Annotated in this window: 23 protein-coding genes; 10 read left to right on the forward strand and 13 right to left on the reverse strand. The window is 72.0% G+C overall.

Annotated elements, in window-relative coordinates; genetic code table 11:
- From AB4K12_RS29425 to AB4K12_RS29435, 3 genes are all read right to left on the reverse strand, one after another.
- On the reverse strand, positions 1 to 2,985 hold the full coding sequence (locus tag AB4K12_RS29425) for a glycosyltransferase (protein ID WP_368437668.1): 2,985 nt from the start codon (positions 2,983 to 2,985) through the stop codon (positions 1 to 3).
- The gene (locus AB4K12_RS29430) at positions 2,982 to 3,785 is read right to left on the reverse strand and encodes a glycosyltransferase (protein WP_368437670.1); all 804 of its coding nucleotides are present in this window, start codon (positions 3,783 to 3,785) and stop codon (positions 2,982 to 2,984) included. Before AB4K12_RS29430 ends, AB4K12_RS29425 begins: the two co-directional genes overlap by 4 nt.
- Positions 3,786 to 4,233: 448 nt before the next feature.
- Positions 4,234 to 5,349, reverse strand: coding sequence for a hypothetical protein (locus AB4K12_RS29435; RefSeq protein WP_368437673.1), 1,116 nt, complete (start codon positions 5,347 to 5,349; stop codon positions 4,234 to 4,236).
- Positions 5,350 to 5,680: 331 nt separating this feature from the next.
- On the opposite strand from AB4K12_RS29435, the gene AB4K12_RS29440 reads away from it, so the two are divergent.
- Positions 5,681 to 6,049, forward strand: coding sequence for a hypothetical protein (locus AB4K12_RS29440; protein ID WP_368437675.1), 369 nt, complete (start codon positions 5,681 to 5,683; stop codon positions 6,047 to 6,049).
- A gap of 198 nt (positions 6,050 to 6,247) precedes the next feature.
- Here AB4K12_RS29440 and AB4K12_RS29445 read toward each other — a convergent pair whose 3' ends face one another.
- The 4 genes from AB4K12_RS29445 to AB4K12_RS29460 all read right to left on the reverse strand — a co-directional run bounded on the left by AB4K12_RS29445 (position 6,248) and on the right by AB4K12_RS29460 (position 10,068).
- The gene (locus AB4K12_RS29445; protein WP_368437676.1) at positions 6,248 to 7,759 is read right to left on the reverse strand and encodes a hypothetical protein; all 1,512 of its coding nucleotides are present in this window, start codon (positions 7,757 to 7,759) and stop codon (positions 6,248 to 6,250) included.
- A gap of 154 nt (positions 7,760 to 7,913) precedes the next feature.
- The gene (locus AB4K12_RS29450; RefSeq protein ID WP_368437678.1) at positions 7,914 to 9,107 is read right to left on the reverse strand and encodes a winged helix DNA-binding domain-containing protein; all 1,194 of its coding nucleotides are present in this window, start codon (positions 9,105 to 9,107) and stop codon (positions 7,914 to 7,916) included.
- A gap of 158 nt (positions 9,108 to 9,265) precedes the next feature.
- Positions 9,266 to 9,679 carry a VOC family protein gene (locus tag AB4K12_RS29455; protein ID WP_368437679.1) on the reverse strand — a complete coding sequence of 138 codons (414 nt, stop codon included), beginning with the start codon at positions 9,677 to 9,679 and terminating at the stop codon, positions 9,266 to 9,268.
- A 5-nt stretch (positions 9,680 to 9,684) separates the two neighbouring features.
- Positions 9,685 to 10,068, reverse strand: a complete 384-nt coding sequence (locus AB4K12_RS29460) for a VOC family protein (RefSeq protein WP_368437681.1) — start codon at positions 10,066 to 10,068, stop codon at positions 9,685 to 9,687.
- 300 nt (positions 10,069 to 10,368) lie between these two features.
- Between AB4K12_RS29460 and AB4K12_RS29465 the strand changes: the two genes are divergently transcribed.
- The gene (locus tag AB4K12_RS29465; RefSeq protein ID WP_368437683.1) at positions 10,369 to 10,968 is read left to right on the forward strand and encodes a TetR/AcrR family transcriptional regulator; all 600 of its coding nucleotides are present in this window, start codon (positions 10,369 to 10,371) and stop codon (positions 10,966 to 10,968) included.
- Positions 10,969 to 11,023: 55 nt separating this feature from the next.
- Here AB4K12_RS29465 and AB4K12_RS29470 read toward each other — a convergent pair whose 3' ends face one another.
- Positions 11,024 to 11,347 carry a TfoX/Sxy family protein gene (locus AB4K12_RS29470; protein ID WP_368437684.1) on the reverse strand — a complete coding sequence of 108 codons (324 nt, stop codon included), beginning with the start codon at positions 11,345 to 11,347 and terminating at the stop codon, positions 11,024 to 11,026.
- 145 nt (positions 11,348 to 11,492) lie between these two features.
- Positions 11,493 to 11,921, reverse strand: coding sequence for a VOC family protein (locus AB4K12_RS29475; protein ID WP_368437686.1), 429 nt, complete (start codon positions 11,919 to 11,921; stop codon positions 11,493 to 11,495).
- A 106-nt stretch (positions 11,922 to 12,027) separates the two neighbouring features.
- Here AB4K12_RS29475 and AB4K12_RS29480 point away from each other — a divergent pair, with 106 nt between their 5' ends.
- Entirely contained in the window at positions 12,028 to 13,065 is a 1,038-nt protein-coding gene (locus tag AB4K12_RS29480; protein WP_368437689.1) for a helix-turn-helix transcriptional regulator, read from the forward strand.
- Between the two features lie 84 nt (positions 13,066 to 13,149).
- On the opposite strand, the gene AB4K12_RS29485 is transcribed toward AB4K12_RS29480, so the two are convergent.
- The gene (locus AB4K12_RS29485) at positions 13,150 to 13,605 is read right to left on the reverse strand and encodes a DUF4442 domain-containing protein (RefSeq protein WP_368437691.1); all 456 of its coding nucleotides are present in this window, start codon (positions 13,603 to 13,605) and stop codon (positions 13,150 to 13,152) included.
- A gap of 81 nt (positions 13,606 to 13,686) precedes the next feature.
- On the opposite strand from AB4K12_RS29485, the gene AB4K12_RS29490 reads away from it, so the two are divergent.
- Positions 13,687 to 14,730 carry a hypothetical protein gene (locus tag AB4K12_RS29490; protein ID WP_368437693.1) on the forward strand — a complete coding sequence of 348 codons (1,044 nt, stop codon included), beginning with the start codon at positions 13,687 to 13,689 and terminating at the stop codon, positions 14,728 to 14,730.
- A 68-nt stretch (positions 14,731 to 14,798) separates the two neighbouring features.
- Here the strand turns inward: AB4K12_RS29490 and AB4K12_RS29495 are convergent, their stop codons facing one another.
- Together AB4K12_RS29495 and AB4K12_RS29500 are read right to left on the reverse strand one after the other, a co-directional pair.
- Complete coding sequence (locus AB4K12_RS29495; RefSeq protein ID WP_368437695.1) at positions 14,799 to 15,644, reverse strand: spermidine synthase; 846 nt, start codon at positions 15,642 to 15,644, stop codon at positions 14,799 to 14,801.
- A 38-nt stretch (positions 15,645 to 15,682) separates the two neighbouring features.
- The gene (locus tag AB4K12_RS29500; protein WP_368437697.1) at positions 15,683 to 15,901 is read right to left on the reverse strand and encodes a hypothetical protein; all 219 of its coding nucleotides are present in this window, start codon (positions 15,899 to 15,901) and stop codon (positions 15,683 to 15,685) included.
- An 82-nt stretch (positions 15,902 to 15,983) separates the two neighbouring features.
- Between AB4K12_RS29500 and AB4K12_RS29505 the strand changes: the two genes are divergently transcribed.
- From AB4K12_RS29505 to AB4K12_RS29515, 3 genes are all read left to right on the forward strand, one after another.
- Positions 15,984 to 16,727: a TVP38/TMEM64 family protein gene (locus tag AB4K12_RS29505; RefSeq protein WP_368437699.1), complete on the forward strand. Its 744-nt coding sequence runs from the start codon at positions 15,984 to 15,986 to the stop codon at positions 16,725 to 16,727.
- A 126-nt stretch (positions 16,728 to 16,853) separates the two neighbouring features.
- The gene (locus AB4K12_RS29510; RefSeq protein ID WP_368437701.1) at positions 16,854 to 17,471 is read left to right on the forward strand and encodes a TetR/AcrR family transcriptional regulator; all 618 of its coding nucleotides are present in this window, start codon (positions 16,854 to 16,856) and stop codon (positions 17,469 to 17,471) included.
- Between the two features lie 105 nt (positions 17,472 to 17,576).
- Entirely contained in the window at positions 17,577 to 18,929 is a 1,353-nt protein-coding gene (locus AB4K12_RS29515; protein ID WP_368437702.1) for an FAD-dependent oxidoreductase, read from the forward strand.
- A 51-nt stretch (positions 18,930 to 18,980) separates the two neighbouring features.
- Here the strand turns inward: AB4K12_RS29515 and AB4K12_RS29520 are convergent, their stop codons facing one another.
- A complete protein-coding gene (locus AB4K12_RS29520; protein WP_368437704.1) occupies positions 18,981 to 19,982 on the reverse strand; it encodes an alpha/beta fold hydrolase in 1,002 nt (333 codons plus the stop codon).
- Between the two features lie 115 nt (positions 19,983 to 20,097).
- On the opposite strand from AB4K12_RS29520, the gene AB4K12_RS29525 reads away from it, so the two are divergent.
- The 3 genes from AB4K12_RS29525 (at position 20,098) to AB4K12_RS29535 (ending at position 23,687) form a co-directional block, all read left to right on the forward strand.
- On the forward strand, positions 20,098 to 20,811 hold the full coding sequence (locus AB4K12_RS29525; RefSeq protein ID WP_368437706.1) for a TetR-like C-terminal domain-containing protein: 714 nt from the start codon (positions 20,098 to 20,100) through the stop codon (positions 20,809 to 20,811).
- Between the two features lie 115 nt (positions 20,812 to 20,926).
- On the forward strand, positions 20,927 to 22,135 hold the full coding sequence (locus AB4K12_RS29530; RefSeq protein ID WP_368437708.1) for a cytochrome P450: 1,209 nt from the start codon (positions 20,927 to 20,929) through the stop codon (positions 22,133 to 22,135).
- Between the two features lie 97 nt (positions 22,136 to 22,232).
- Entirely contained in the window at positions 22,233 to 23,687 is a 1,455-nt protein-coding gene (locus AB4K12_RS29535) for an MFS transporter (protein ID WP_368437709.1), read from the forward strand.
- Positions 23,688 to 23,747: the final 60 nt, after the last annotated feature.

Consider the following 23,747-nt stretch of genomic DNA (forward strand, 5'->3'; position numbering starts at 1 on the left):
TCACCCCGCCCTTCCAGAGCGGGCGACCAGGGCCCGGACGTCGTACACGCGCAGCGCGCCGACGGTCCTGCCGGGCTCGCTGTGGACGAGCCGGGCCTCGCGCTCGAGCACTGGGGGCAGCCCGGGGCCGATCCGCGCGTACCCCTGCTTCGCCAGTTCGGTGGACAGCACGAGGTAGTCGACGCGGTCCCGGCGCAGGTCGGCCGTGGTCCGCCAGTCGGCGAGCCGGGCGCCGGGCAGGACGAAGGACGTGCCCTCGTCGGTGGCCGCGAGGACGCTGCCCTCGGGCAGGTGCGTACGGGACCAGGTCAGGGTCCGCCGAAGAGCGTCGTCGTGACGGGTGTGGACGCGCGCCCAGACGACGGCGTTCACGGTCAGGGCGAGAGCAGCGAGCACGGCGACCGTCCTGATCGCCATGGCCCGGTCCCGGAGAAGGACGTCGGCCGCGAGCGCGAGAGCGGCGGTGCTGGTGACGACCAGCGGGTAGAACATCTGCTCCTCGAGGGTGCCCACCGCCACCGCGTACATCAGGTGCAGCAGCGTGCACGCCGCCCACGCCGCGATCAGGATCCGCCCCGGGCTGCCGGCGAACATCTGCGGCCGCCGGACTCGGCACCACAGCAGCCACGCGGTCGCGGCGGTGCCGAACGCGATCAGCGCGTAAGGAACGGCGAACTGACCGAGCTGGACCAGCAGCCGGTCGGTGAACGCCACGGATCCGTCAGCGCTGTTGAAGCCGCTGATCTGCTTGACGCCCAGGGCGCGGGCGATCCCGTCGGTCTTCTGCGCCCACCAGGCCGCCCAGTTGCCGGTGGCGGCCGTCGTCACGACGTACACCGCGTACCCGGCGGCGGTGACGGCGGCCGCGGTCAGCCGCATCCGCCGCACCTCGCCGCGCGCGGCGAGGCCCAGCACGGTGACGGGCACGAACGTACCCAGCGCGTACGGTTCCTTGGTGGTCACCGCGAGCGCGAACAGCAACCCCGCGCCCGCCCCGGCCGCGACTCGACCGCGTGGGTCGGCCGGGGTACGGGCGAGCACCAGCATGCCGAACGCGGAGGCGGCCGTGGCCTGGGCCTCGAGCATGACCCGGCTGTCGAAGCGGTTGAGGAAGGGATCGAGCGCGAGGAACAGCCCGGCGGCCAGTGCCAGCGGGGCGCGCACCGCGCGGCGCAGCAGCACGGTGACGGCGACGACGGTCAGCGCACCGGTGACGGCCACGACGGGCCGCAGGTCCAGCACTTGGTGGAGCAGGTCGCCGGAGGCCTGGCCGGTGAGACGCATGAACGCGGCCAGCACGGCGAAGAGGGCGGGCGGGTGGAGGGCGAAGAACCGGCCGTCGAAAACGGGACCTTGACCGTCGGCGAGGTGGCGGCTGATGGCGGTGTAGTAGAGCTCGTCGACGAACACGTCGTACGAGCGGCCTATGCCGGCCAGCCGCACCGCGAGTGCGAGGGCGAGGAGAGCGCTGAGGAGGGCGGCCCAGGTGATGGCGCGGCGGCGGCCCGGTTCATGCCGCCGCGCCCGGGCAGGGGGGTGGGCCTGCCAGCCAAGGATGTCGTGGTGGCGGGCGAGGCGGATGGACACTCGTTCGTCGCCGGTGTCGACGCCTATGCGGGCCAGGACGGCTTCGGCGTCGCGTTCGTCGGCGCCGAGCAGCAGGATTCCGGGGCGGGGCCCGGTGAGGTCGATCAGGTCCGTGGTGCGCAGGGCGGCGAGATCGGCGCGTTCGAGGATCTCGGCCGGGGCGCTGACGAGCGTGCAGGCGTCGGTGAGGGTGCGCCGTTCGGCGGCCTTCCCCGGGCCGGTCCTGCGCAGTCGGCCGTCCTCGGCGGTGAGCGCCGCCAGGAGGTGGGAGGCGGTGGCCGTCCAGCCGAACCTGGCCGCCCATTCTCGGCACTCGTTCTCCCAGCGGGCGGCGTCCTGCGGTGATTCGACGGTGCGCAGGGCCTTGGCGAGGCCGGAGGCGAGGTCGTCGTCGGGGCTCAGGAGCCAGCCGGTGACGTCGTGGCGGACGGTGTCGCGCAGGCCGGGGACGTCGTAGGCGAGGGCGGGTACCCCGGCCGCCGCCGCCTCCATCACCGACAGCCCCCAGCCCTCGGCGAGCGAAGTGGTCGCGGTGATCCACGCGGACTCGACAAGGGCGTCGCGATCCTCCGCCGGCACGCGGCCGTGCAGGACGACGCTGTCGCCGACGCCGAGCTCGTCGACGAGCGCGCGCAGTGGTTCGCGTGCCTCGCCGTCCCCGACGATGTGCAGTTCGACGCCCGGGAGTTCGAGACGGAGGGCGGGCATGGCGCGGACGAGCCGGTCGACGCGCTTCTGTGTGACGAGCCGGCCGACGCAGACGATGCGCGGTGCCCCGGCCCGGCGCCGTGGCCGGGGCACCGGTGGCGGGGCGGGTTCGAGCCCGGCGGGCGCGAAGTGGACCGGCCCGCGCACGGCGAGCCGCCGGCGGATCTCGGCCCGGGTGGAGGGCGAGACGGCGCACACCGCCCGCCGCCCGTAGACCAGGCCGCTCCCCCGCCCCTCCAGCCAACGGCCGATACCGGCGACCGGACGCGGGAACCACAAGGCGAACTGGCCCTGATGGACATGGTGGATGAGCAGTACGACGGGGGTGCGGCGGCGCAGCACGAGCGGGGTGAAGAAGGGGATGCCGTTCTGCGAGTCGATCACGCCGGCCACGGTCCGGCGGTGACGCAGCAGCCACAGCAGAACGAACAGGTAGACCGTGAACCGGCCGCCGCCGCGTACGACTGTGCCGTGACCGGTGTCCTCGCGCCGGGCGGCACCCCGGGGGCGGGAGGTCAGGTAGGTGACGCGGACGCCCGCGTCATGGAGCTGACGGGCTACTTCCTCGCAGTACAACTCCGCGCCGCCCGCCTGCGGGTGACGGCCGTCGCGCCAGTTGCACACGACGACGTGACGATCCTGCCAGTCCCCGGTGGCAGGGAGGACGGCGCGTAAGTCCGCCGGGTTCATCCCGCCTCCCCGAGGGTACGGGCGGCAGAGAGAGAGTGGTGGACGGCCCGGGGCGGGAGGTCGTGCATGGTCCGGTGCAGCCGCCACAGTTCGCCGGCCACCCGTCGGCCGTCGGCGAACGGCCGGAAGCTGGAGCCCCCCTGATCGCTCCAGACGACCGGGAACTCGGTCAGGCTCAGCTCAAGGTCACGGGCCCGGGCGATCACCTCGAGGTCGAAGGCGAAGCCGGTGGTGGTGACGTCGGCGAAGATCCGCCGCGCGGCCTCCGCCTGGAAGAACTTGAACCCGCACTGGGTGTCCTTGACCGGCCCCGAGAACCGCCGCGTCGCCAGCCGGAACCCGGCCCCGCCCAGCCGCCGCAGGGCCGGCTGACGAACCGGCATCCGCGCCCCGGTGCAGCGACGCGACCCGATGACCACCTGCCAGCCGTCCCACAAGCGCTCGACCGCGTCGTCGATGGCCGTGGCGGGAGTGGCGAGGTCGGCGTCGCAGAACCCGACCCATCTGGCCCGTGTGGTGACCATTCCCCTGGCCACAGCCGCTCCCTTGCCGCGCCGCGAGCAGCCGGTGACGGTGATCGGAATCCCGGAGGCGGCGAGCCGGTCCACGCACTCGGCCGTGCGGTCGCTGCTGCCGTTGTCGACGACGCGCAGCGCGGTGGTCAGGGGCATGCCGCGTAAGTGCTCGGCGAGGGCGAGCACGGTGGGGGCGAGGCGGTGTTCCTCGTTGTAGGCGGGAATGACGAGTTCGAGGTCATAGGAAGCGGCGGCCGGGGGTGCTGCGCTGCGGGGGTGTTCCACTGCGGTCTCTCCTTTTCGCATCGTGCGAGGGCGGGTGGTGCGGGGACATTCGCAGGAGGGGGCAGCCAATAGCCAACAGGGGCCGCGCAAGGAATTACTGAACGACTCATTGACGAGCCCGCGAGGCCGACGGGTGCTTGTTTATTCGGGCTGGTCGGAGCGGATACGTCTGGGGGAATGTGTCCCGGGCCACAACCCACGGGAGTTGACGCTTCCATGGGACGGTAACCGGACGACTCGAAGGAGCCGCGGCTCCACGAACCCGCAGGTGGCAGGCGCTTGGCGAAGGGTGTGCGAACGAATCCGGACCGGACCCGTTGAATACTCACGGAAGTGGATTTGACCGTGCCGTGACGCCACCTCACGATGAGGGGCCGCCTGTGATCCGGACCGGGAGGGGCTGCCCAGCCGGATATCGACTGGGCAACCGGAGTCCGGAGCGGGTCGCCTACCGCGCGACATCCGGGTCCGGCACGGAGGGGCCGAGCCAGACGTGGGCGAGAAGCATGCCGTTCTGACCGCCCGGGTTGGCGGGCAGTTCCTTGTCGAAGCCCGAGGGGCCCGGGTTGGCGAATCGAACGGTCACTTCGCCGACACCTTGCGGGGCCCGGAACCGCAGCCGGCGCTTGCGCCAGAGCGGGTCATTGATTTTCTTCCGGAGGTCCTGGGAGGAGACGGCACCCTTTCCGCCGTAGTACTGGACGTAGTCCTCCCAGATCAATACGGTCCCGGAGCCCGGAGCGCCGTACCGCACGTCGGCCCGCAGAAATGCGGGCTCCCCGGGAACCTTCAGAAGGTGATACCCCGTCCAGAACGACAGCTCGTACCAGGAACCGGGAGTCACCGTGACGGACTGCTCGATGTACCCACACGCGTTGTCCCCGTCGATGTCGACGATGTTCTCGCCGGCGACAAAGGGGTGTTCGCGGTCCTGCGGGAAGTGCCCGTCCTTTTCCCCGCCGATCAGGTCGATCAGCGCGCCGGGCGTGCCCGTCCGGGAGGGAACCCACTTGCCGTAGCCCTGATAGGCGCCCACACTCCAGGAATCGAGAACACGAGTCCTCCGCGCGTAAAGAACACCCTGATTGGGCTCCCATTTCCCGTCCGCCGCGAACTGGATTTCGGTGAACCCACCGTTCTTGATGAGGTTTTCCGTCGGGCGCGCATCGGCGACCTCGAACTCCACACTGGATTTCACGCCCGCGATCTCCAGCGCGTCATCCAGTTTTCGCAGCCCGGGCGCCGCATCCGGCAGCGCCCGCACATCGATCGAATAGAACCCGTTCTGCTCCGGCGTGCCGTCGTTCAGGTGTAGCTCGCTCTCGAACCGCAGCTGCCGGGACTGCGGGTCCCACCTGGGGTCCAGCGGTATGTTGATCTTCGCAGGGCCGACGATGTAGTGGACCTCGCCACCATCGGGAAATGTCACGCCGTCGGGGAATGTCACCGCGATCCATTCCTTCTGACCGCTGATTCGGACATCCGATGTCACATCGACGGTGAAGGATGCCGAGCCCCCCGGTCGCACAGTGGGCACAAAGCCCTGCCTGATTGCGAGAGTCATTCTTCCGCCTTCCTGTCGTCTGGTCCGGACAGAATCGGACTCTAACCGGACGGGCACCCGTGAACGCAAACCGGAATTAACCATTACGGCATGCTTCGCACGCATCAAGCCATGCTTTTCGGCGAGTTTTTCACGGGGCGATCACAGGGAAACCTTTGCGGGATACCGGGTTTCTCTCGGTTGTCAAGAGCGCGTTCAGCAGGGGAAACCGAACAGTGTGGAAGCGGCTAAATCCGAGCAGGGGACCGAGCGCCGATATGACAAGCGTCTCCGGAAGCCGGTACGAATGAAGGGCAGTCGGCGAAGGGCCGACCCGGCGAAAGGGAAAGCAATGCCAATCGCGTTCAAGACCGTCACCTTCGAGGTGAACAGGGCACCCATGGCCGGCGCGTACATCAAGCCCCAGGGGTTCGCGGTCCCGGGGACGGTCCGCCGCAACGAGAAGGGCAAGCCGGTCCTTCAGGTGGCTCTTCAGTCGTTCGAAATGGAGGTGCTGGTCGACGGCAACCCCTCCCACTGCTCGATGGCCCTCGACCAGGTCAAGCTGGAGTTAGTGCCGAGCACCAACGAGGACGACGACGGCGCGGTCAGGCTGACCCTGCTCCGGCGCAACCACCCCAATGACGCGAGGAACAACCCGCCGTGGGGGTTCCGCGGGGTGGTCACCGCCCTGGTCATCGCGGACATCGCGAGCTCCTGACCCGGAAGCGCCGGCACTCCCCCACACAGGCCGGCGCCCCCCGCACACACAAAAGGCCCCACCCGATCCCTCGGGTGGGGCCTTCACCTGTACCGGCGGTCACGCCACGGGACTACGCGTTGGGCCGCAGGGTCCACACGACGGTCCTCTGGCCCCTTGGAACCCGCCTCGACGGCCCGACAGTCTTCCGGCGACGGGTCAGCGTTGGTAGAGGGTGATCTCCAGGCCGCGGGCACTGCGGTGGTGGGCCGGAGCCAGGCCGGCGCCGGCGAGGGCCTGTTGCTGGGCCGCTGCGGAGCGGGTGGCGGCTTGGCAGGCACCGGCGGAGAGGTGGCGGCACGTGATGTGCCAGACGCGGGGCGCGTGGGCGAGGCGGCGGTGCAGGAGGGCCGGGTCGGCGGGCAGGTTGTCCAGAGTGCCGCGCTCGGCGGCCGTCTTGGCCGTGCCCAGGTCGGGGAGGTGGGCGAAGACCTCCGGGTAGGCGGAAGCGATCAGTTCGCAGCGGCCGCCGCTGAAGAGGACGCCGTCCTCGGGGGCGGCGTGGCTGCGCAGGGTGGTGAGTATGGCGGTGGTGTCCCAGGGGCGGCTGTCCTGCTGGCGTATCGCGAGGTGGGACACGGCGATCGGGGCGGCCAGCAGGAGCGCGAACAGCAGCCGCTCGCGCGGCAGGAGGACGGTCGCGGCCGCCGCGAGCAGCAGGGCCAGGGCGGGCATGCAGAACAGCAGGTAGCGGTAGGCGAAGAGCGGCCGGCCGAGGGAGACGGCCAGCAGGAGCAGCGGGGGTACGGCCAGCCAGGGCCCACCGACGGCGAGGAGCAGGGGCGGAGCCTGATGTCGACGGGCCACGAGGAGGGCTACGGCGGCGAGGGCCGTGAGGGCGAGCAGGAGTTTCAGGACGCTGGGAAGGGTGTCCTGCCCCGGGGTGAGCAGCCAGGTGAGATAGCTGAACGGGGTTCCGGCGGTGACCGGTGCGGCTTCGCCCACGGCGGAACGCTGCCGGAATCCGAGAAGCAGCAACGGGACGGCGGCGGTGATGCCCACGGCCTGGGCCATCAGCAGGCGTACGGCCCTGCGGCGGCCGGGACGTCGCAGGGCCACGGTGACCGCGTGGGCGGCCACGAGCAGCAGCCCCATCACGTTGAACCAGCCCAGCAGGGCTATCAGTACGGCGTAGCCGGCCGGCCACCGGGCATTGCCGGAACCGGACAGGGTCTTCACCAGGGCGCCCGTGGCCAGTACCGCGACGGCCATGACGAAGGGGAAGGAACGGGCTTCCTGTGCGTACCGTGACGCGGTGGGCATGACGGCGAGCAGCAACCCCGCGTACAGCCCGAGGCGTCGGCCGCCGAGCAGCCGTCCCAGCCACCCGAGGCCGCCGGCCGCGACGGCCACCGCCATCGCGGAGGGCAGCCGCACCGTCAGCTCGTTGACCCCGGCGGCCTGCCCGAGCAGATACACCAGTACGTAGTGCAGGCCATGAACCACGTCCACGTGTCCCAGCAGCTCGATCAGTCGCGGTCCGGAGCGGTGCGCCACGTCCATGGTGACGATTTCGTCGGTCCACGCGGAGGGGCCCGTGATCCCCCACAGCCCGAGGCCGAGCCCGACGATCGCCGGTGCCCCTACGGCCGCCTGTTCCCGGAGCGGGGACCCTCCGAGAAAGGAGCCGGCAGGCGCGCCGGATATGGCGGGGTGGGGGGAGCGGGACATGGCGGTGCTTTCTTTCCGGTGATGCCGCCCGCGCGAGGGGTGCGGGCGTGCCGAGACGCCCGGGCAGCGTCGGCAGGGCGGCGACGGAGGGGAGGGCCATGGGCCGGGACTCGGCGAGGTGTTGTGGCCCGTGGTGGTCGGCGATGCCGCTGCTTCAGCCGTGGCGAGCGGGGCGTGCGGCCGCGAGTTCGCGTTCGACGGGCGTGCGGTAGCAGGGGGTGACGCGGGTTGCGTCGAGGAAGATGGCCAGGCGCTGGACGGCGTTGTTGATGAGGGCGCGGGTGTGGCGGCCGGGGTCGGTCAGGAGGCGGTGGTTGATGTGGCCGTCGGGGTGCTGGGCCCAGGCGCCGATGATGCGGCCGTCGGCCCAGATGGTGGGGCCGATGTTGCCGTTGCGGTCGAAGAGGGCCGGGGTGTGGTCGGGGTCGAGGTAGAAGTCGCGGTGACGCCAGCCCATGGGCGTGGGGTCCAGGCCGGGCAGCAGGGCCACCCACGGCTCCGGCTCGCTGCCGGCCGGGGGCTGGTTGTCCTCGGGGAGGAGGTAGCCGGTGCCCTCGTCGAGTTCGACGGCTTCGGCGCCGGTGGCGGCGATGACCTTGCGGGTGTCGGTCAGCGTCCAGCCCGTCCACCACTTCACATCCGCCGCGGTGACGGGCCCGAACGCGGCCAGGTAGTGCCGGGCCAGCACGGTCTTCGCCTCGGCCGCGGGCATGGCGGGGAACGGTTCGGCCTGCTCCCAGCGGAACTGCGCGGAGGTCCACGAACCGGCCGGGCGGGTCCGGCGAATGCGCCCTTCGGCGGCGAGGGTGCCCAGGATCGGGGCACTCACGCGCTGGCGGGTCTCGTACGACTTACCGGCGTTGACGGCGTAGTCCTCGCGCAAGTCGGGGATGTCCGTGGCGAGTTCGGCGGCGGTGGCCCGGCCGCGGGAGGTCAGGGCGGCGAGCGCGGCCTTCTCCACGGCCGCGTAGCGGGCCGGTGACCAGCCCAGCGTGGCGCGCAGGTGCTCCACAGCGGCATCGCGGCTGCGACCGGCGTCCTTGACGGTGGCGGCGTGGAGGACGGGTGCCAGGTGGTGGGGCGTGACGAACATGGTGCGGCGCATGCACCGGATACGGGCGAGCGGGGGCGTCGCGTCGTAGAGGGCGTGGTCGATGACCGCGGCCGTGGGGGCCTGCATGCGCGCGGCAGCGGAGAGGAAGACGGTGGCGGGGTCGGTGGCGTGCAGACCTATGAGGGCCTCCGTCACCTCCTGCGGGCCCGAGGCCCGGCGGGCCGGGGCTAGCAGGTGCCGTGCGGCCAGGCGCAGGCGGCGTTCGGCGGGAGTGATACGGCGCAGGGTGGTCATCGTGCGGGTCTTTCGGGCTTGCGGGGGGGGCGGCGCGGTCAGCGGACGAGGCTGAGGTTGAAGTGCTCGTGGCCGGCAGCCACCAGGGGCGGGAGGCGCGGGGGCCGGTGCCGGGCCACAGGCAGGGCAGGGCCCGACCCCGGAGCCCAAAGGGGATGTCAGTACTGCCAGTTGGCGGCGGGGCTGATGCAGAACGGCTGGCCCGACGGGTCGAGCAGGACCGTCCACTGTCCGCCCCCGGGCTGGTGGTCCGGCTTGGTCGCGCCCAGCTCGAGCAGCCGCTTCTCGCCGGCCTCGACGTCGTCGAAGGACAGGTCGAGGTGGAAGGGCAGCTCGTCCTGCGGCCAGTTCGGCGCCTGGTGGTCACGGGCGGTGTAGAAGGTGTAGAGGACGCTACCGTCGGCGTCGCTGACCAGGAACGCGGTCGGCACGCCTTCCTCGTTCGGGTATTCCTGCACGAGTTGGAAGCCGAGGGCGGCGGCGTAGAAGGTGGCGAGTTCCTTGCCGTCGCGGGCCCAGAACGCGTACGAGGCGACCTTGGCCTGGGCTGCGGGGTTTGCGGTCGTGGTCATGATGCTCACCACTCCTGCTTCTGCACGACGCCGATGATGTAGCCGTCGAGGTCGGCGAAGTAGAACAGCCGCTGGCCGTCGTGGTCGATCTCCTTGACCGCGTTCACCAGGGGGCGGATCTTGGCGACGTAGGCGTCGAAGTCGTCGACGGCCAGGTAGAACATGCCGAACGCGCCGGGCGCGGAGTCCTTCAGGACCGGCAGCCAGTCCCGCAGGTGCGCGTCGCGGTAGACCATGAGCGCGAACTCGTCGCCGAAGAGCAGCGAGCGGATGTCGTCGTTCGGGTCGTCACCGGCCGGCAGGGCCGTGAAGCCGAGCTTCTCGTAGAAGCCGACGGACGCGCTGGTGTCCTTCACGCCGAGGCAGGGGGCGATAGCGGGAGCCTTCACGAGGGGCACTCCTTGAGCTTGGGGGGGAATTGCGGAGGCCTTCAGAAGCGGCCGCCCGTCTTGCGGAACATCGCGGGGCACTCGCCTCCGCCGTTCAGTACATTAGTACCGTACAGGAGTGACGAGAGGTTGCGCAATACGGACATCTCGCCTTTTTTGTGCCGCATGGGCGCCCCGGCCACAACGCTCCGAGGCGTCGCGGCACCCCTACGTGGAGGCCTGTGGTGGGGAGGGGCGCGGCGGGCGAAGAAGTACACATGTACTGTAATGTTGAAGCGTCTCAAATGGAGAGGACCGGACATGCCCGCCGATCAGCCCGCCCGCCGCCGACGTGACCCTCAGAAGCGGATCGAGGAGATCACGGCGGCCACCGAGCAAGTCATCGCCGAGCGCGGCATCGAGGGCCTCACCCACCGCGCCGTCGCCGAGCAGGCCGGCGTCCCCTTGGGAGCGACCACCTACCACTTCGCCACCAAGGACGACCTGATCACCGCGGCCCTCCAGCGCGCCGTCGACCGCTACGCCGCCTATCTCACCGACTGGGCCGCCCGCCGCCCCGGCCTCACCGCCGACCAGCTGACCGTCCTGCTCACCGATGTCCTCCTGGACTGCTTCGGCCCCCAGCGCGACCAGCAGGTCCTGGAATTCGAGCTCTACCTCGCCGCCCTGCGCCGGCCGGCCCTGCGCCCCATCGCCGATCAGTACATCCAGCTCACCATCGACGCCCTCGCCCACTACACGGACCCCGTCACCGCCACCACGGCCGCCGTCGCCATCACCGGCCTCACCCTGCGCGGCCTCGCCGGCACTCAGACCCCCACCCGCACCGACATCGAGACCTGCCTGCGCCGTCTCCTCACCCCCTTGCCCCCCGCCCCCCAGCACGACAGCCGCCTCTGACGCGACAACGGCGCCTCCCGGCAGGCACCGGCGGCGGCTGTTCCGAGCTACGCGATCACTTGGGCGGGAGCTCTGCGGTGACGTCCATGGCCCATTGCAGCCAGCCGTCCAGAACGTCGTCGTCGAGGGTCTCCTCCGCCAGCACGACCCACCCCCGCTGTTCCTTGCCCCGCATCACCAGCGGCCTGGCCCCGGGATGCTCCAGGGCCTCGTCGGTCCGTTCCTTGCCGACGCGCACCATCAGGCCCTCGTCGTAGAGGTTGGCCAGCGCGTTTCCCTGGAGAAGGAAGGTCAGACCGCTGAACATCTTCTTCGCGACCACCCCCTCCGGCTCCAGCCGTTCCCTCACGCGTTCCGCGAGTACTTCGTCGTAAGCCATGACTCCACCCTGTCGTCGGGCAGCCCGGGAGGGCCCGCTGTGGTCATCGTTTCCGCCGGCCGCCGGTGCGGCCACCCGCCGGGTGCCGGAAGGACGGGATCGCCCTCCCGGCAGCCGGAGCCGTACGCTGCCGTGCCGGCCGCGGTCAGGAGCTCTGACCGGCCGCTTCCTCGCCCTGGTGGTGGGGCTGGAGGATCTCGTGCACGGTTCCGGAGTCGTCGCGCAGGGTCGCGGAGATGCCCCACGGCCTGGGCTGCGGCTCCTGGAGGAAGGTCACGCCCCGTGCGGACAGGTCGGTGAAGGCCGCGTGGCAGTCCTCGACGGTGAAGGTGCAGCCGATCAGGACACCCTTTTCGAGCAGCGAAGTGAGCTGCTGGGCGGACTCGGGGTCCATCATCGGCGGACCCGGGACCATCAGGGTGATCTGGACCTCGGGCTGGCCCTTGGCACCCGCGGTGACCCAGCGCATGCTCTCCCCGAACGGCACGTCCATGCGCGCCTCCAGGCCGAGCTTGTCGGTGAAGAACGCCTTGGCCGAGTCCTGGTCGAGCACCCAGACGGTGGCCGTGTTCACCCCAGTAATCATGATCTTTCCCATCTGCGCGGAACATCCGGACGTTTCCCACGCTAGAGGCCCTTTAGGACACCTCGCGTCACCAATGCCTGGCAGCCTGGAAAACATGACCCAGGACCTGCCCGCCCGCATGTTGCGCCTGCTCTCCCTGCTTCAGACACGCCGCACCTGGTCCGGCACCGAGCTCGCCGAACGGCTCGGCGTCACCCTCCGCACCATCCGCCGCGACATCGACCGGCTCCGCGGTCTCGGCTACCCCGTCGAGGGCACCACCGGCACCGCCGGCGGCTACCGCCTGGCCGCCGGGGCCGCCCTCCCCCCGCTCCTCCTGGACGACGAGGAGGCCGTGGCCATCGCCGTCGCCCTGCGCACCGCCACCAGCGGCGTCGCCGGCATCGAGGAGACCGCCGTGCGCGCCCTGGCCAAGCTCGAACAGGTCCTGCCCGTCCGCCTGCGGCACCAGGTGACCGCGATCCAGGCCACCACCGCCCCGCTCCCCGTCCCCTGGAGCACCGGCCCGACGGCCGACCCCACCGTCCTGGCCACCCTGGCCGCCGCCTGCCGCGACCACGAGACCGTCACCTTCACCTACCGCACCGGCTCCGGCGAGACCGGAGCACGCCGGGCCGAGCCGCACTCCCTGGTCGCCGCCACTCCCGTCTGGTACCTCGTCGCCTACGACACCGACCTCGACGAATGGCGCCTCTTCCGCGTCGACCGCCTCACCGACCCCGCCCCCACCGGCCACCGCGTCGCCCCTCGCGCGCTGCCCGCCGCGGACGCGGCCGCCTACGTCGCCGCGCGCCTGGCCGCCGCCCCCGCCCGCTACACCTTCCACGCCGTGGTCCCGGCCGACGCAACGACCGTACGGGCGCGCACCTGGTCCCTTCCCGGCCGCGTCCACCCGGTCGACGACCACACCAGCACCATCGCCCTCGCCGCCGACAACCCCCTCCATATCGCCGAACAGCTCCTCGGCATCGACCTCGGCTCCACCGACACCATCGAGGGCACCCCCGAACTCGCCTCACACCTCGAACAGTGCGGGCAACGCCTGCTGCGCGCCGCCCGCGCCCTCGCCGGGCAAGACGGCCAGGGCAGTTGGGATGGCAGGACGAACGGGAACGGGGCCGTGGGTCTGTGAAACACAGACCCACGGCCCCGTACGGCAGTGTGACCTCACTGTGCCCCGTGGAAGCGGCAGATCAGCGCCTTCCCGGGCCGGCAGCTACTTGTTGTTCGGCCGCAGGGTCCACACGACGGTCATCTCGCCGGTCACGGCGCCGTCCTCGCGCGTGATGGAGATGTGCACCGGGAACTCCGGGCGCTCGCCGGCGTCCAGCTCGGCGATCACCTCGCCGGCCGGGCGGCCGAGCACGGCGGTGGCGGTGACCGGGCCCATGGCGAGCTTCTTGTAGCCGATCTCGGCGCGCACGGCCAGCGGGACGGCGCGGGAGAGCTCGGAGCCGAAGGCGGCCAGGACGATCGCGCCGCTGGCGGACTCGGCGAGGGTGAACATCGCTCCGGCGTGCGGGCCGCCGACGTGGTTGTGGTACTCGGGCTGGTCGGGCAGGTGGATGACGGCGCGCTCCGCGGTGATCTCACCGAAGGTCAGGTTGAGCGTGCGGACCATGGGCACGGTGGCCGCGAGGGCCTCGCCGATCGAGGGCAGGGTTTCGGACATGCCGGTAAGTTACCAGCCGGTAGCACACCCGGGAAGGGGTACGGATCACAAGCGGCGCCGCACCCTCTAGGGTTATCCGCCATGTGGCCAGGACAGCAGTCGCCCGGGGGCGAGCAGAACCCGCAGGACCCCAACCGGAACCCGTACGCGCAGCCCGGTTACCCGCAGCAACCGAACCCCTACCAGCAGCCGGGACACCAGCAGCCGAACCCCTACCAGCAGGGCGGACAGCTGCCCGGGCCGGCGGGGCCGGTGACGCCACCCGGGCAGTGGGCCGGGCCGGGCGCGCCCGGCGGGCCGCGGCCGCCGGGCGACGGCCGCAACAAGCGCACCACGGTGATCGCGATCTCGGCGGCCGTGGCGGTGGTGATCGCGGCCGGGGTGACCGGCGCGGTCGTCCTCACCGGCGGCGAGAAGGACGACAAGAAGACGACCGAGGCCAAGGAGAGCGCCAAGCCGTCGGCGTCCGTGCCCGCCTCGTCCTCGCCGGGCGGAGGCGGCGAGGACAACCCGCGGGCGGGCGGCGACGTCAAGCCGGTCATCAGCGGCTGGAAGGCGGTCCAGAACCCCAAGCGGCACGTGGTCTTCGACGTGCCCGCCGAGTGGAGCGTGGCGTCCACAGGGACCGGCGTGATCGTTCCGGACGACACCGGCAAGGACAAGGACGGCATGGCCGAGGCCATGTCCTCCCCCGCCTACTTCCAGGAGACCCGGTGCGTCAGGACGAACGACAAGGGCATCCAGCTGAACCACGAGGCCGGCATCACCGGGGCCAAGGGCGCCCAGGGCGCCAAGAACCTTGAGGAGGCCGCGGAGAACGCCGCCGCGAGCTGGGCCTGGGCGATGTTCGACCAGAAGAAGCAGGGCCACCTCAACATCGGCAAGCCCTCCGCCTTCAAGAGCGATCACGGCATCACCGGCTTCACCGCGATGACCACGGCCACCGACGTCCCCAAGAGCCACAAGTGCTCCAGCGACGGCAAGGCGTACGCGGTGGCCTACAAGGACGACACCGGCGACCTCAACACCTGGATCTTCGCGGGCATCAAGTCCGAGAAGGACGAGGTACCCGAGGAGACCATCAAGAAGATCATGAGCACACTGCGGCCGCTGAAGTCCTCCTGAGGACCGCAGTCCTTCTGAGGGCCGCGGTCCTTCCGAGGGCCGCGGTCCTTCCGAGCCGCCCCTCGCCGTCAGCCGATGCCGAACGAGCCGCCCGGCGGCTCCGGCGAGGCGACCGCGTCCGCGTCGCCCACCGGCGCGGCCCCCGCGGCGAACCGCGCCAGGCCCGGCCCGTCCTCGACGCGGGCCGGGAAGGCGTCGGCGGCGGCGCGGCGGGCGAGCACGGCGAGGGGCAGCTCGGTGTCCGCCGCCACGAGCACGGCGTTGCCGAAGCGGCGGCCCCGCAGCATCGGGGCCTCCGCGATCAGGCACAGGTGGGGGAAGACGGCCGCGTACGTGGCCACCTGGCCCCGCAGGAAGTCGAACGGCGCGCCGTCGGCGAGGTTGGCCACATAACGGCCGCCGGGACGCAGCACGCGCGCGGCGGTGCGGGCGTACTCGAGCGAGGTGAGGTGCGCGGGCACGCGCGAGCCTCCGAAGACGTCCGCGACGATCACGTCGGCGGAGTCGTCGGGAGCGGCCTCCAGCGAGGCCCGGGCGTCCCCCGCCGTCACCTCGACGCCCGATCCAGCGGGGAGCGGGAGGTGCTCGGCGACCAGGGCGATCAGGCCGCGGTCGGCCTCGACCACGCGCTGGCGGGAGCCGGGCCGGGTGGCGGCGACGTAGCGGGGCAGGGTGAGCGCCCCGCCGCCCAGGTGCAGCAGGTCCAGCGGGGCGCCCGGCTCGCCGGTCGTGTCGAGGACGTGCGCGAGCCTGCGGGCGTACTCGAACTCGAGGTGGGTGGGGTCGTCGAGGTCGACGTACGACTGGGGCGCGCCGTTCACGGTCAGCAGCCAGGCCCGCTGCCGGTCCACGTCGGGCATCAGCTTGGCGGTGCCCCAGTCCACGTCACGGCTCACGGGTATCGATGCGTCCACCCGTTCATTGTCGGGGATCGCGGGCGTTCCTCGTCCCGCTAGGGGGGCTCTCCGTCGGCGGCGTGCTGCGCCAGGCCGAGCCGGAAGCCGTCCATCCATGTCTGGGTCATATGGCGGATGACCATCTTCAGCTGCTGGGCGGTCAGTACCTTCTCCAGATGCCCTTGCCTGAGCGCGAGCCGCGCCCGGCGTTCGCCCGCCACGAACAACGCCATCTGATCAGCCCTTTCGAACGCCCCTTCCCTCCGCTCTTCCATGGCAGCAACCCTAGGCCGGGCCCCGCGCCAGGGCACGTGAGTTTCGGCCCGCGCGACGGCCGGTGTCGGTTACGCTCCTTCGATGCTCGACACCGCCGTTCCCTCCCCGGGCCTCGCCGCGCGCTGCGTACGGGCGCTGCGCTCGCCGTGGTTCCGGCTGGGGCTGCTGCTCGCGCTGCTCGGCGGCGCGGTGGCGGGCGTGCTGGTCCTGCGGCCGGAGCGGCTGCTGACCGGCGGCTGGCCGACGCACCTGTCCGGCGGGACCGCCCTGGTGCTGTTCGCGGCGGCCTACGGGCTGTGCACGGCGGCGTTCGTGCCGCGGCCGGTGCTCAGCATCGCGGCGGGCGCGCTGTTCGGGGCCCCGCTGGGCACGGCGGCGGCCGTCGTGGGGACGGTGCTGGGCTCGGCCGTCTCGTTCGGCCTGGGGCGGCTGCTGGGGCAGGAGGCGCTGCGGCCGCTGCTGCGGGGGCGCTGGCTGAAGGCCGCCGACCGGCAGCTGAGCCGGCACGGCTTCCGGTCCATGCTGGCCATCCGGCTCTTCCCCGGAGTGCCGTTCGCCGCGGCGAACTACTGTGCCGCCGTCTCCCGGATGGGCTGGCTCCCCTTCCTGCTGGCGACGGGGGTGGGCGTCGTCCCCACCACGGCCGCCTATGTGATCGCGGGCAGTCACGCCACGTCGCCGACCTCGGTGCCGTTCCTGGGGGCCATGGCCTTCATCGCCGTCACCGGCATCGCGGCGGTCGTGGTGGCCTGGTGCAGGCGGGGCCGTGGCCGGGCCGGACGCGGCCCCGCCGACGGAAGCGACGGAAGCGGCCTGGAAGGCTGATTCGGGACGATCCCCCGCGTCGCCCCGAATCAGCGGCACAGCGGCGTCCGCCCTGCTCAGCGGGCGGGACAACCGACTGTCCCCTGAGTATATTGGCTCGGAGCCAGTCAACGCAGGAGTAAGCGCATGTCTCCCCGCAGCGCGGCGGTCAACGAGGAGTTGCGCCGCCGGTCCCGAGAGCGGCTGTTGCAGGCCACCGTCGAGCTGGTGGACGAGCGCGGGTACGAGGCGACGACGCTGGCGGACATCGCCGACCGGGCCGGAGCGGCACGCGGACTGATCTCCTACTACTTCCCCGGCAAGCGGCAGTTGCTGCAGTCGGCCGTGCACCGGCTGATGCACCGGGAACTCGCCGCGGGTCTGGAGCGGGAGCCGTGCGCCGCGGACGGGCGCGAGCGCCTCGCGCGGGCCATCGACGCGGTCCTCGGGCTCGCGCGGGACCGGCCCCGCCTGATGCGCACCCATATGGCGGGGATGCTGACCGCGGAGGGCTTCATCCAGTGCCCGGAGCAGCAGCGCCTGGCGTTCCTGCTGCGCGACACCGTCGCGCGCTACGGCTCCGCCGACCCGGACACCGACTACCGCATGCTGCGTGCCCTGTTGATGGGCGCGGTCGTCGCGATCCTGCTGCCGGGGGCGCCGATGCCCGCCGAGCGGCTGCGGGCCGAGCTGTTCCAGCGCTACGGGCTCGCGTGGGGGCTCGGCGTACCCCCCTCGGCCGAGCCGCCGGCGGAAGGCTTCTGAGACCGGCCGCGTCCGGTCCCCCGGTGGCCGCGGCCCACCTGCCGTTCCCCCGTTCCCCGTGCGATGCTGGAGTCACTCGCGGGACCGCGCGGGAAGGAGCCCTCCGTGCTTCGTGTCGCAGTCGTCGGATCGGGACCGAGCGGCGTCTACACCGCCCAGGCCCTGCTGGAGCAGCGGACCGTCCCCGCGGTGACGGTGGACGTGCTGGACCGGCTGCCGTGCCCGTACGGGCTGGTGCGCTACGGCGTCGCCCCCGACCACGAGAAGATCAAGTCGTTGCAGCGCAACCTGCGCACGGCCCTGGAGCGGCCGGGCGTGCGCTTCCTGGGCAACGTCCCGGTCGGGGACGGGCCGGGTGCGCTGTCCCCGAGGCTGCTGCCGGAGCTCTACCACGCGGTGGTCTACTGCGTGGGCGCGGCGAGCGACCGGCGGCTGGGCATTCCCGGCGAGGACCTTCCCGGGAGCTTCTCGGCCACCGAGTTCGTCTCCTGGTACAGCGCCCATCCGGACGCCGCGCCGGGCGGGTTCGTGCTCGCCGCCCGCTCGGCCGTGGTCATCGGGGTCGGCAACGTGGCCGTCGACGTGGCGCGGGTGCTGGCCCGCGGCGCGGACGAGCTGCGGCACACGGACGTGCCGGACGCGGCGCTGGCGGCGCTCGCCGACAGCCGGGTGACGGACGTCCACATGGTGGGCCGGCGCGGCCCGGCGCAGGCGAAGTTCACCACCAAGGAGCTGCGTGAGCTGGGCACGCTGCCGGGCGCCCGGACACTCGTGACGCCCGGCGAGGCGGCCCTCGACCCGGCGTGGGCCGATCCCTCGGCGCTGCCGGCGGCCGTGCGGCGCAACGTGGAGGTGCTGCGGGAGTGGTCCACGGCCCCGCCCGCGGGCAGCGGGCGGCGGATCCGGATGCGGTTCTTCCTGCGGCCGGTGGCGTTGCTGGGCGACGACGCCGTGCGCGCGGTGCGCTTCGAGCGGACGGCCGTCGACGAGCGGGGCGCGCTGGTGGGGACGGGCCGGTTCGAGGAGATCGAGGCGCAGTTGGTGCTGCGGTCAGTGGGCTACCGCGGCGTACCGATCCCCGGGCTGCCCTTCGACGCCGAGCGCGGGACGGTCCCGCACGACCGGGGCCGGGTGCTCCGGGAAGGAACGCCGTCGCCGGGCGAGTACGTCGCGGGCTGGATCAAGCGCGGGCCGACGGGTGTGATCGGCACCAACCGCCCGTGCGCCAAGGAGACGGTGGCCTCGCTGCTCACGGACGCCGAGGCGCTCATGGCCCGCCGGCCGGCGGACGACCCGGCGCGGGCGCTGCGGGCGGCGGGCGTGGAGCCGGTGGAGTGGCCGGGCTGGCTGGGCATCGAGGCGGCCGAGGCGGCGCTCGGCGAGCGGCTGGGCCGGGGGACGGTGAAGATCCCCGACTGGGACGGGCTGCTCGCGGCCGCGCGCGGACGGGACTCCTGACCGGACCCCGTCCGCGCGGACCGTCTCACCGTCCGTCCCCGGGCGGGGAGATCAGACCTGCGCGGGCAGGTGGGCCAGGAAGTCCAGCAGCGCGGCGTTGACCTCCTCGGGACGCTCCTGCTGGGTCCAGTGGCCGCAGCCGGGAAGGGTGATGCTGCGGTGCAGCTTGGGGGTCGTGACCTTCAGCGAGTCCAGCAGCTCCGCGATGCCGGGGAAGGCCCGCACCAGGTCGCGGTCGCCCGCCACGAACAGCGCGGGGACGTCGATGACGCGGCCGTCGAAGGGGGCGAGGAGCTCCCAGTTCCGGTCGATGTTGCGGTACCAGTTCAGGCCGCCGGTGAAGGCGCGCTCGCCGTGCTCGTCGAACTCGCGGACGAAGGCGTGGATGTCGTCCTCGGCCAGCCAGGAGGGCAGCCGGTCCGGCTCCGCCATGGTGTCCAGCACGCTGGCGCCCTCGGGGATCACCCACGGGCGGGGCGGGGCGGTCGCCGGGCTGTCGCCCGAGGCGCTGAACAGGATGCGGCGGAACGTCCCCGTCGGGTCCTGCGCCAACTCGCCGTCGGCCAGTCCCGGTTCCTGGAAGTAGTTCTGGTAGAACCCGTCGCCCAGCACCTTGCGCAGCGCCACCAGCGGCGGCACCGGGCCGCGCGGGACGTGCGGGACGCTCAGCCCGGCGACGCCGCGTACGACGTCGGGGCGCAGCAGGGCCGTCGTCCAGGCGACGGGTGCGCCCCAGTCGTGGCCGACGACGACGGCGCTCTCCTCGCCCAGCGCGTGGATCAGGCCGATCACATCGCCCGTCAGGTGCAGCAGGCTGTAGGCGTCGACGTCCTCCGGCTGCTCACTGCGGGCGTAGCCGCGCTGGTCGGGGGCGACGACGCGGTAGCCCGCCTCGGCCAGCGGGCCGAACTGGTGCCGCCAGGAGTACCAGCATTCGGGGAAGCCGTGCAGGAGCAGGACCAGCGGCCCGCGCCCCTGTTCGGCGATGTGCAGTCTGACGCCGTTCACCTCGACGAAGCGGTGCTCGACCGCGCTGACGTGTCCGCTGGTCACGTGTCCTCCTGACGTCGCCCTGCCGGGCCGTTCGCTACGCCGTCAACGACGCCCGCCGCCACCTTTGTTCCTGAAGATGATCGACGAATCGCATCCGGCCTGAGAGAGTGCTTGTATGACACAGCGGAATGTACGCGCCGACGGTGCCGGTGGTCAGGATGCCCTCGTCCGCCGCGCGAAGGAAGAGGCGGTCCTGCGGCTGGCCGGGCGACGGAACGTCGATCTCGACCTCGGGGCCGTGGCCGACGCCTTGGGCGTCGAACCCGTCCGGCTGCGCGAGTACTTCCCCGACGAGGAGGCGCTGCTGACCGCGCTGATCCTCGACGCCTACAACGCGATGAGCGACAGCGCCGAGGCCGGGGCGGCCCGGGCCGGGGCCGCGGGCGCCGGCCTGCTGGAGCGGTGGGTCGCGGTCTGCGCGGGCGTACGGAGCTGGGCGCTCGCCCACCCCGACGAGTACGCCCTGATCTGGGGGCAGCCGGTGCCCGGCTACAGCGCTCCCCCGGAGACGATGGCCGCCGGCGCGCGCACGGTGCTGGCCCTCGTCGCGATCCTCCGGGACGCGCGGAAGGAGGACCGGCTGGTGGAGCACGCGGACGGCCCGCCGCTGTCCGAGGGCATGCTCCGCACCACGGAGAACCTCGCCGCCGGGCTGCTGGAAGGGTTGCCCCACTCCACCATCGCCCGCATGCTTGTCATTTGGACCCAGCTTCACGGTATGGTCGGATTCGAGGTGTACGGCCACATCGCGGGCGTCGCGGCGGCTCCCGCCGCCTTCTTCGAGCACGCGGCCGCGTCGATGGGCGAGTTCGTCGGACTGCCCCGCTGACCCGTCGGCCACCCGCCAGGGCCGTCCGGCCCCTTGTAAGCCGGTCGTCAGCAGCATGTCAGCACACTTGCCCATAGTCGGCGTCACAACGTTTTTCTCATGAGGGAGACATGTGATGCTCGCAGCCGAACAGACCGTGCTGGACTGGCCGTTCCCCCGGACGGCCTCGGGCTGCCCGGCTTCGGTGCTCGCCGAGCTGCGTGAGGGTCCGCCGTGCGCGGTACGACTCCCGGCCGGCACGGCGGAATCACGACGCGCCTGGCTCGTCACCAAGCACGCCGACGTCCAGCAGGCGCTCAAGGATCCACGGCTGAGCGCCGACGAGCTGCTGCCCGACGCCCCGGTGCGCATCCAGGTGCCCCCGGGACAGCGGCCGAGTTCCTTCCTGCGGATGGACGATCCCGAGCACTCCAGACTCAGAGGGATGATCGCCACCGAGTTCACCGCCCGCCGGGTGAAGGGGCTGGCCCCCGCGGTGCAGCGGCTGATCGACGACCTCCTGGACGACCTGGCCGGCCGGCCGCAGCCGACCGACCTGCACGACGCCTTCTCCCGGAAGCTGCCGACGCTGGTCATCGCCCGCCTGCTGGGGGTGCCGGACGAGGACTCCCCCTACTTCATCGAGAAGACCCAGGTCACCATCTCTCAGGGCGACCCGGAGCGTTCGTACGCCGCCTACCAGGACATGACACGCTACCTGGGCGAGCTGGCCACCCGGAAGCTGACCGAGCCGCAGGACGACCTGATGAGCCGGCTGGCCACCCGGCACCTGGCGACGGGCGCCATCGACCTCGACGAGCTCGTGGGCATCGCCCGACTCGTCCTGGTCGCCGGCCACGAGACCACCACCAACCAGATCGCCCTGAACATCCTCAGCCTGCTGCGGGACGACGAGCTGCGGGCGAAGGTCCTGGCCGACGACGGCGCGCGCATCCCTCGCTTCATCGAGGAGTCGATGCGCTACTGGTCGATCTCCCAGGACGCCATCGTCCGGCTGGCCGTCGAGGAGTTCGAGCTCGGCGGCGTCACCATGCGCGCGGGCGACGCGGTGGTCATCTCGATCCCGGCGGCCAACCACGACCCTTCGGTCTTCCCCGACCCCGGTCTTCTCGACGTCGACCGCGACACCAGCAAGCACATGCAGTGGGGCAACGGGCCGCACTTCTGCCAGGGCGCCCCGCTGGCACGCCTGGAGATGGAGCTCGCCCTGCGCGGCCTCTTCGGGCGCTTCCCCGACCTGCGCCTGGCCACCGACGACCCCAACAGCCTGTTCCGCATCGGCACGGTCTTCCACGGAGTCAGCCGCCTGCCCGTCACCTGGTGACCCCCGGCGCCTTCCAGACCTCCCCGCGGCCCGGGCCCTTACGGCGCGCCACGGGACCGACGAAACCCCCGGTCGAACCCAGCAGGAGTAACAGCGGATGAGCGCTGACACGTACACACACCCCGCCGAGACGGTCGTGGAGGAATCCACGACGGCGGCCAAGAGCCCCTCCTGGGGGGCGCTCGCGGTGGTGATGGTGGGAACCTTCATCACCGTCCTCGACTACTTCATCTCCAACGTCGCCGTGCCCTCCATCCAGAAGGACCTGGGGGCCAGCTCGGCACAGGGCCAGATGATGATCGTCGGCTACGGCGTGGCCTTCACCGCCGGGATGATCACCGGCGGCAAGATCGGCGACCTCTACGGCCGCCGCCGGATGTTCGTACTGGGCCTGGCGCTGTTCACCCTGGCCTCGGCCGGCTGCGGGCTCGCCCCGTCCGCCGAGGTCCTCATCGGCCTGCGGGTCGCCCAGGGCGCCGCCGCCGCGCTGATGGTCCCGCAGGTGCTGGGCATCATCGGCTCGGTCTACGACGGGCCCAGCCGCGGCAAGGCGTTCACCGTCTACGGCCTGGTGGTCGGCCAGGCGGCCGTGTTCGGCCAGGTGATCGGCGGCGTGCTGATCACCGCCGACGTGGCGGGCCTGGACTGGCGGTCCATCTTCCTGATCAACGTGCCGATCGGCGTGGTGGCCCTGGCCTGCGCCACCCGGGTCATCCCCGAGTCCCGGGGCGCGGACGGGGCGCGCCTGGACGGCCTCGGCGCGCTGCTGACGACGGCGGCGCTCGTGCTCGTGGTGTACGCGCTGGTGCAGGGCCGCGAGGAGGACTGGCCGGCCTGGAGCTGGGCGTGCCTGGGCGGCGGCGTGGTGCTGTTCGCCGCGGCCGTGGCCCACTTCCGCCGGCGGGGCGCCCAGGGCCGCAGCCCGCTGATCGACCTCACGCTGTTCCGGGTGCGCAGCTTCTCGGTCGGCCTGTCCGCCACGTTGTCGTACTTCCTGGCCATGGGCTCGTTCTTCTACCTGCTCGCGCTCTACCTGCAACAGGGCCGGGGGCTCACGCCGCTGGAGTCGGGCCTGCTGTTCTTCGCGCTCGGCGCGGGCTTCTTCGGCTCCTCGCTGATGTCGCCCAAGATCGGCGCCCGGGTCGGGCAGCAGCTGCCGGCCGTGGGCACACTGACGCTGGCCGTCGGCTATGTGCTGGTGGGGGTGACGGTCGCGGAGTCGGGTGAGAGCACCTCCGTGCTCTGGCTCGTCCCCTCGCTGATCATCGCCGGCGCCGGCATGGGAATGACCACCGGTCCGCTCACCAACACCGTGCTCTCGGGCATCGACCCCGAGCACGCGGCCTCGGCCTCCGGAGCGCTCAACACGGCGCAGGAGGGCGGCGCGGCCATCGGCGTCTCGATCGCGGGCACCGTCTTCTTCCCCGCGCTCGGCGCGGCCCTGCCCGGCGACTACCCGCACGCCTTCGACATGGCCCTGATCCCGCTGGTGGCCTTCTGCCTGACGTCCGCCGCCCTGATGCAGCTGCTGCGCCGCCGCGCCGCACGCTGACCCCGAGGGGGCCCGGCCGGAGCACCGGCCGGGCCCCTTCGGCCACGACCCCTGCTACGA

It is taken from the genome of Streptomyces sp. C36 (genome assembly GCF_040932295.1).
Classification (GTDB): domain Bacteria; phylum Actinomycetota; class Actinomycetes; order Streptomycetales; family Streptomycetaceae; genus Streptomyces; species Streptomyces triculaminicus.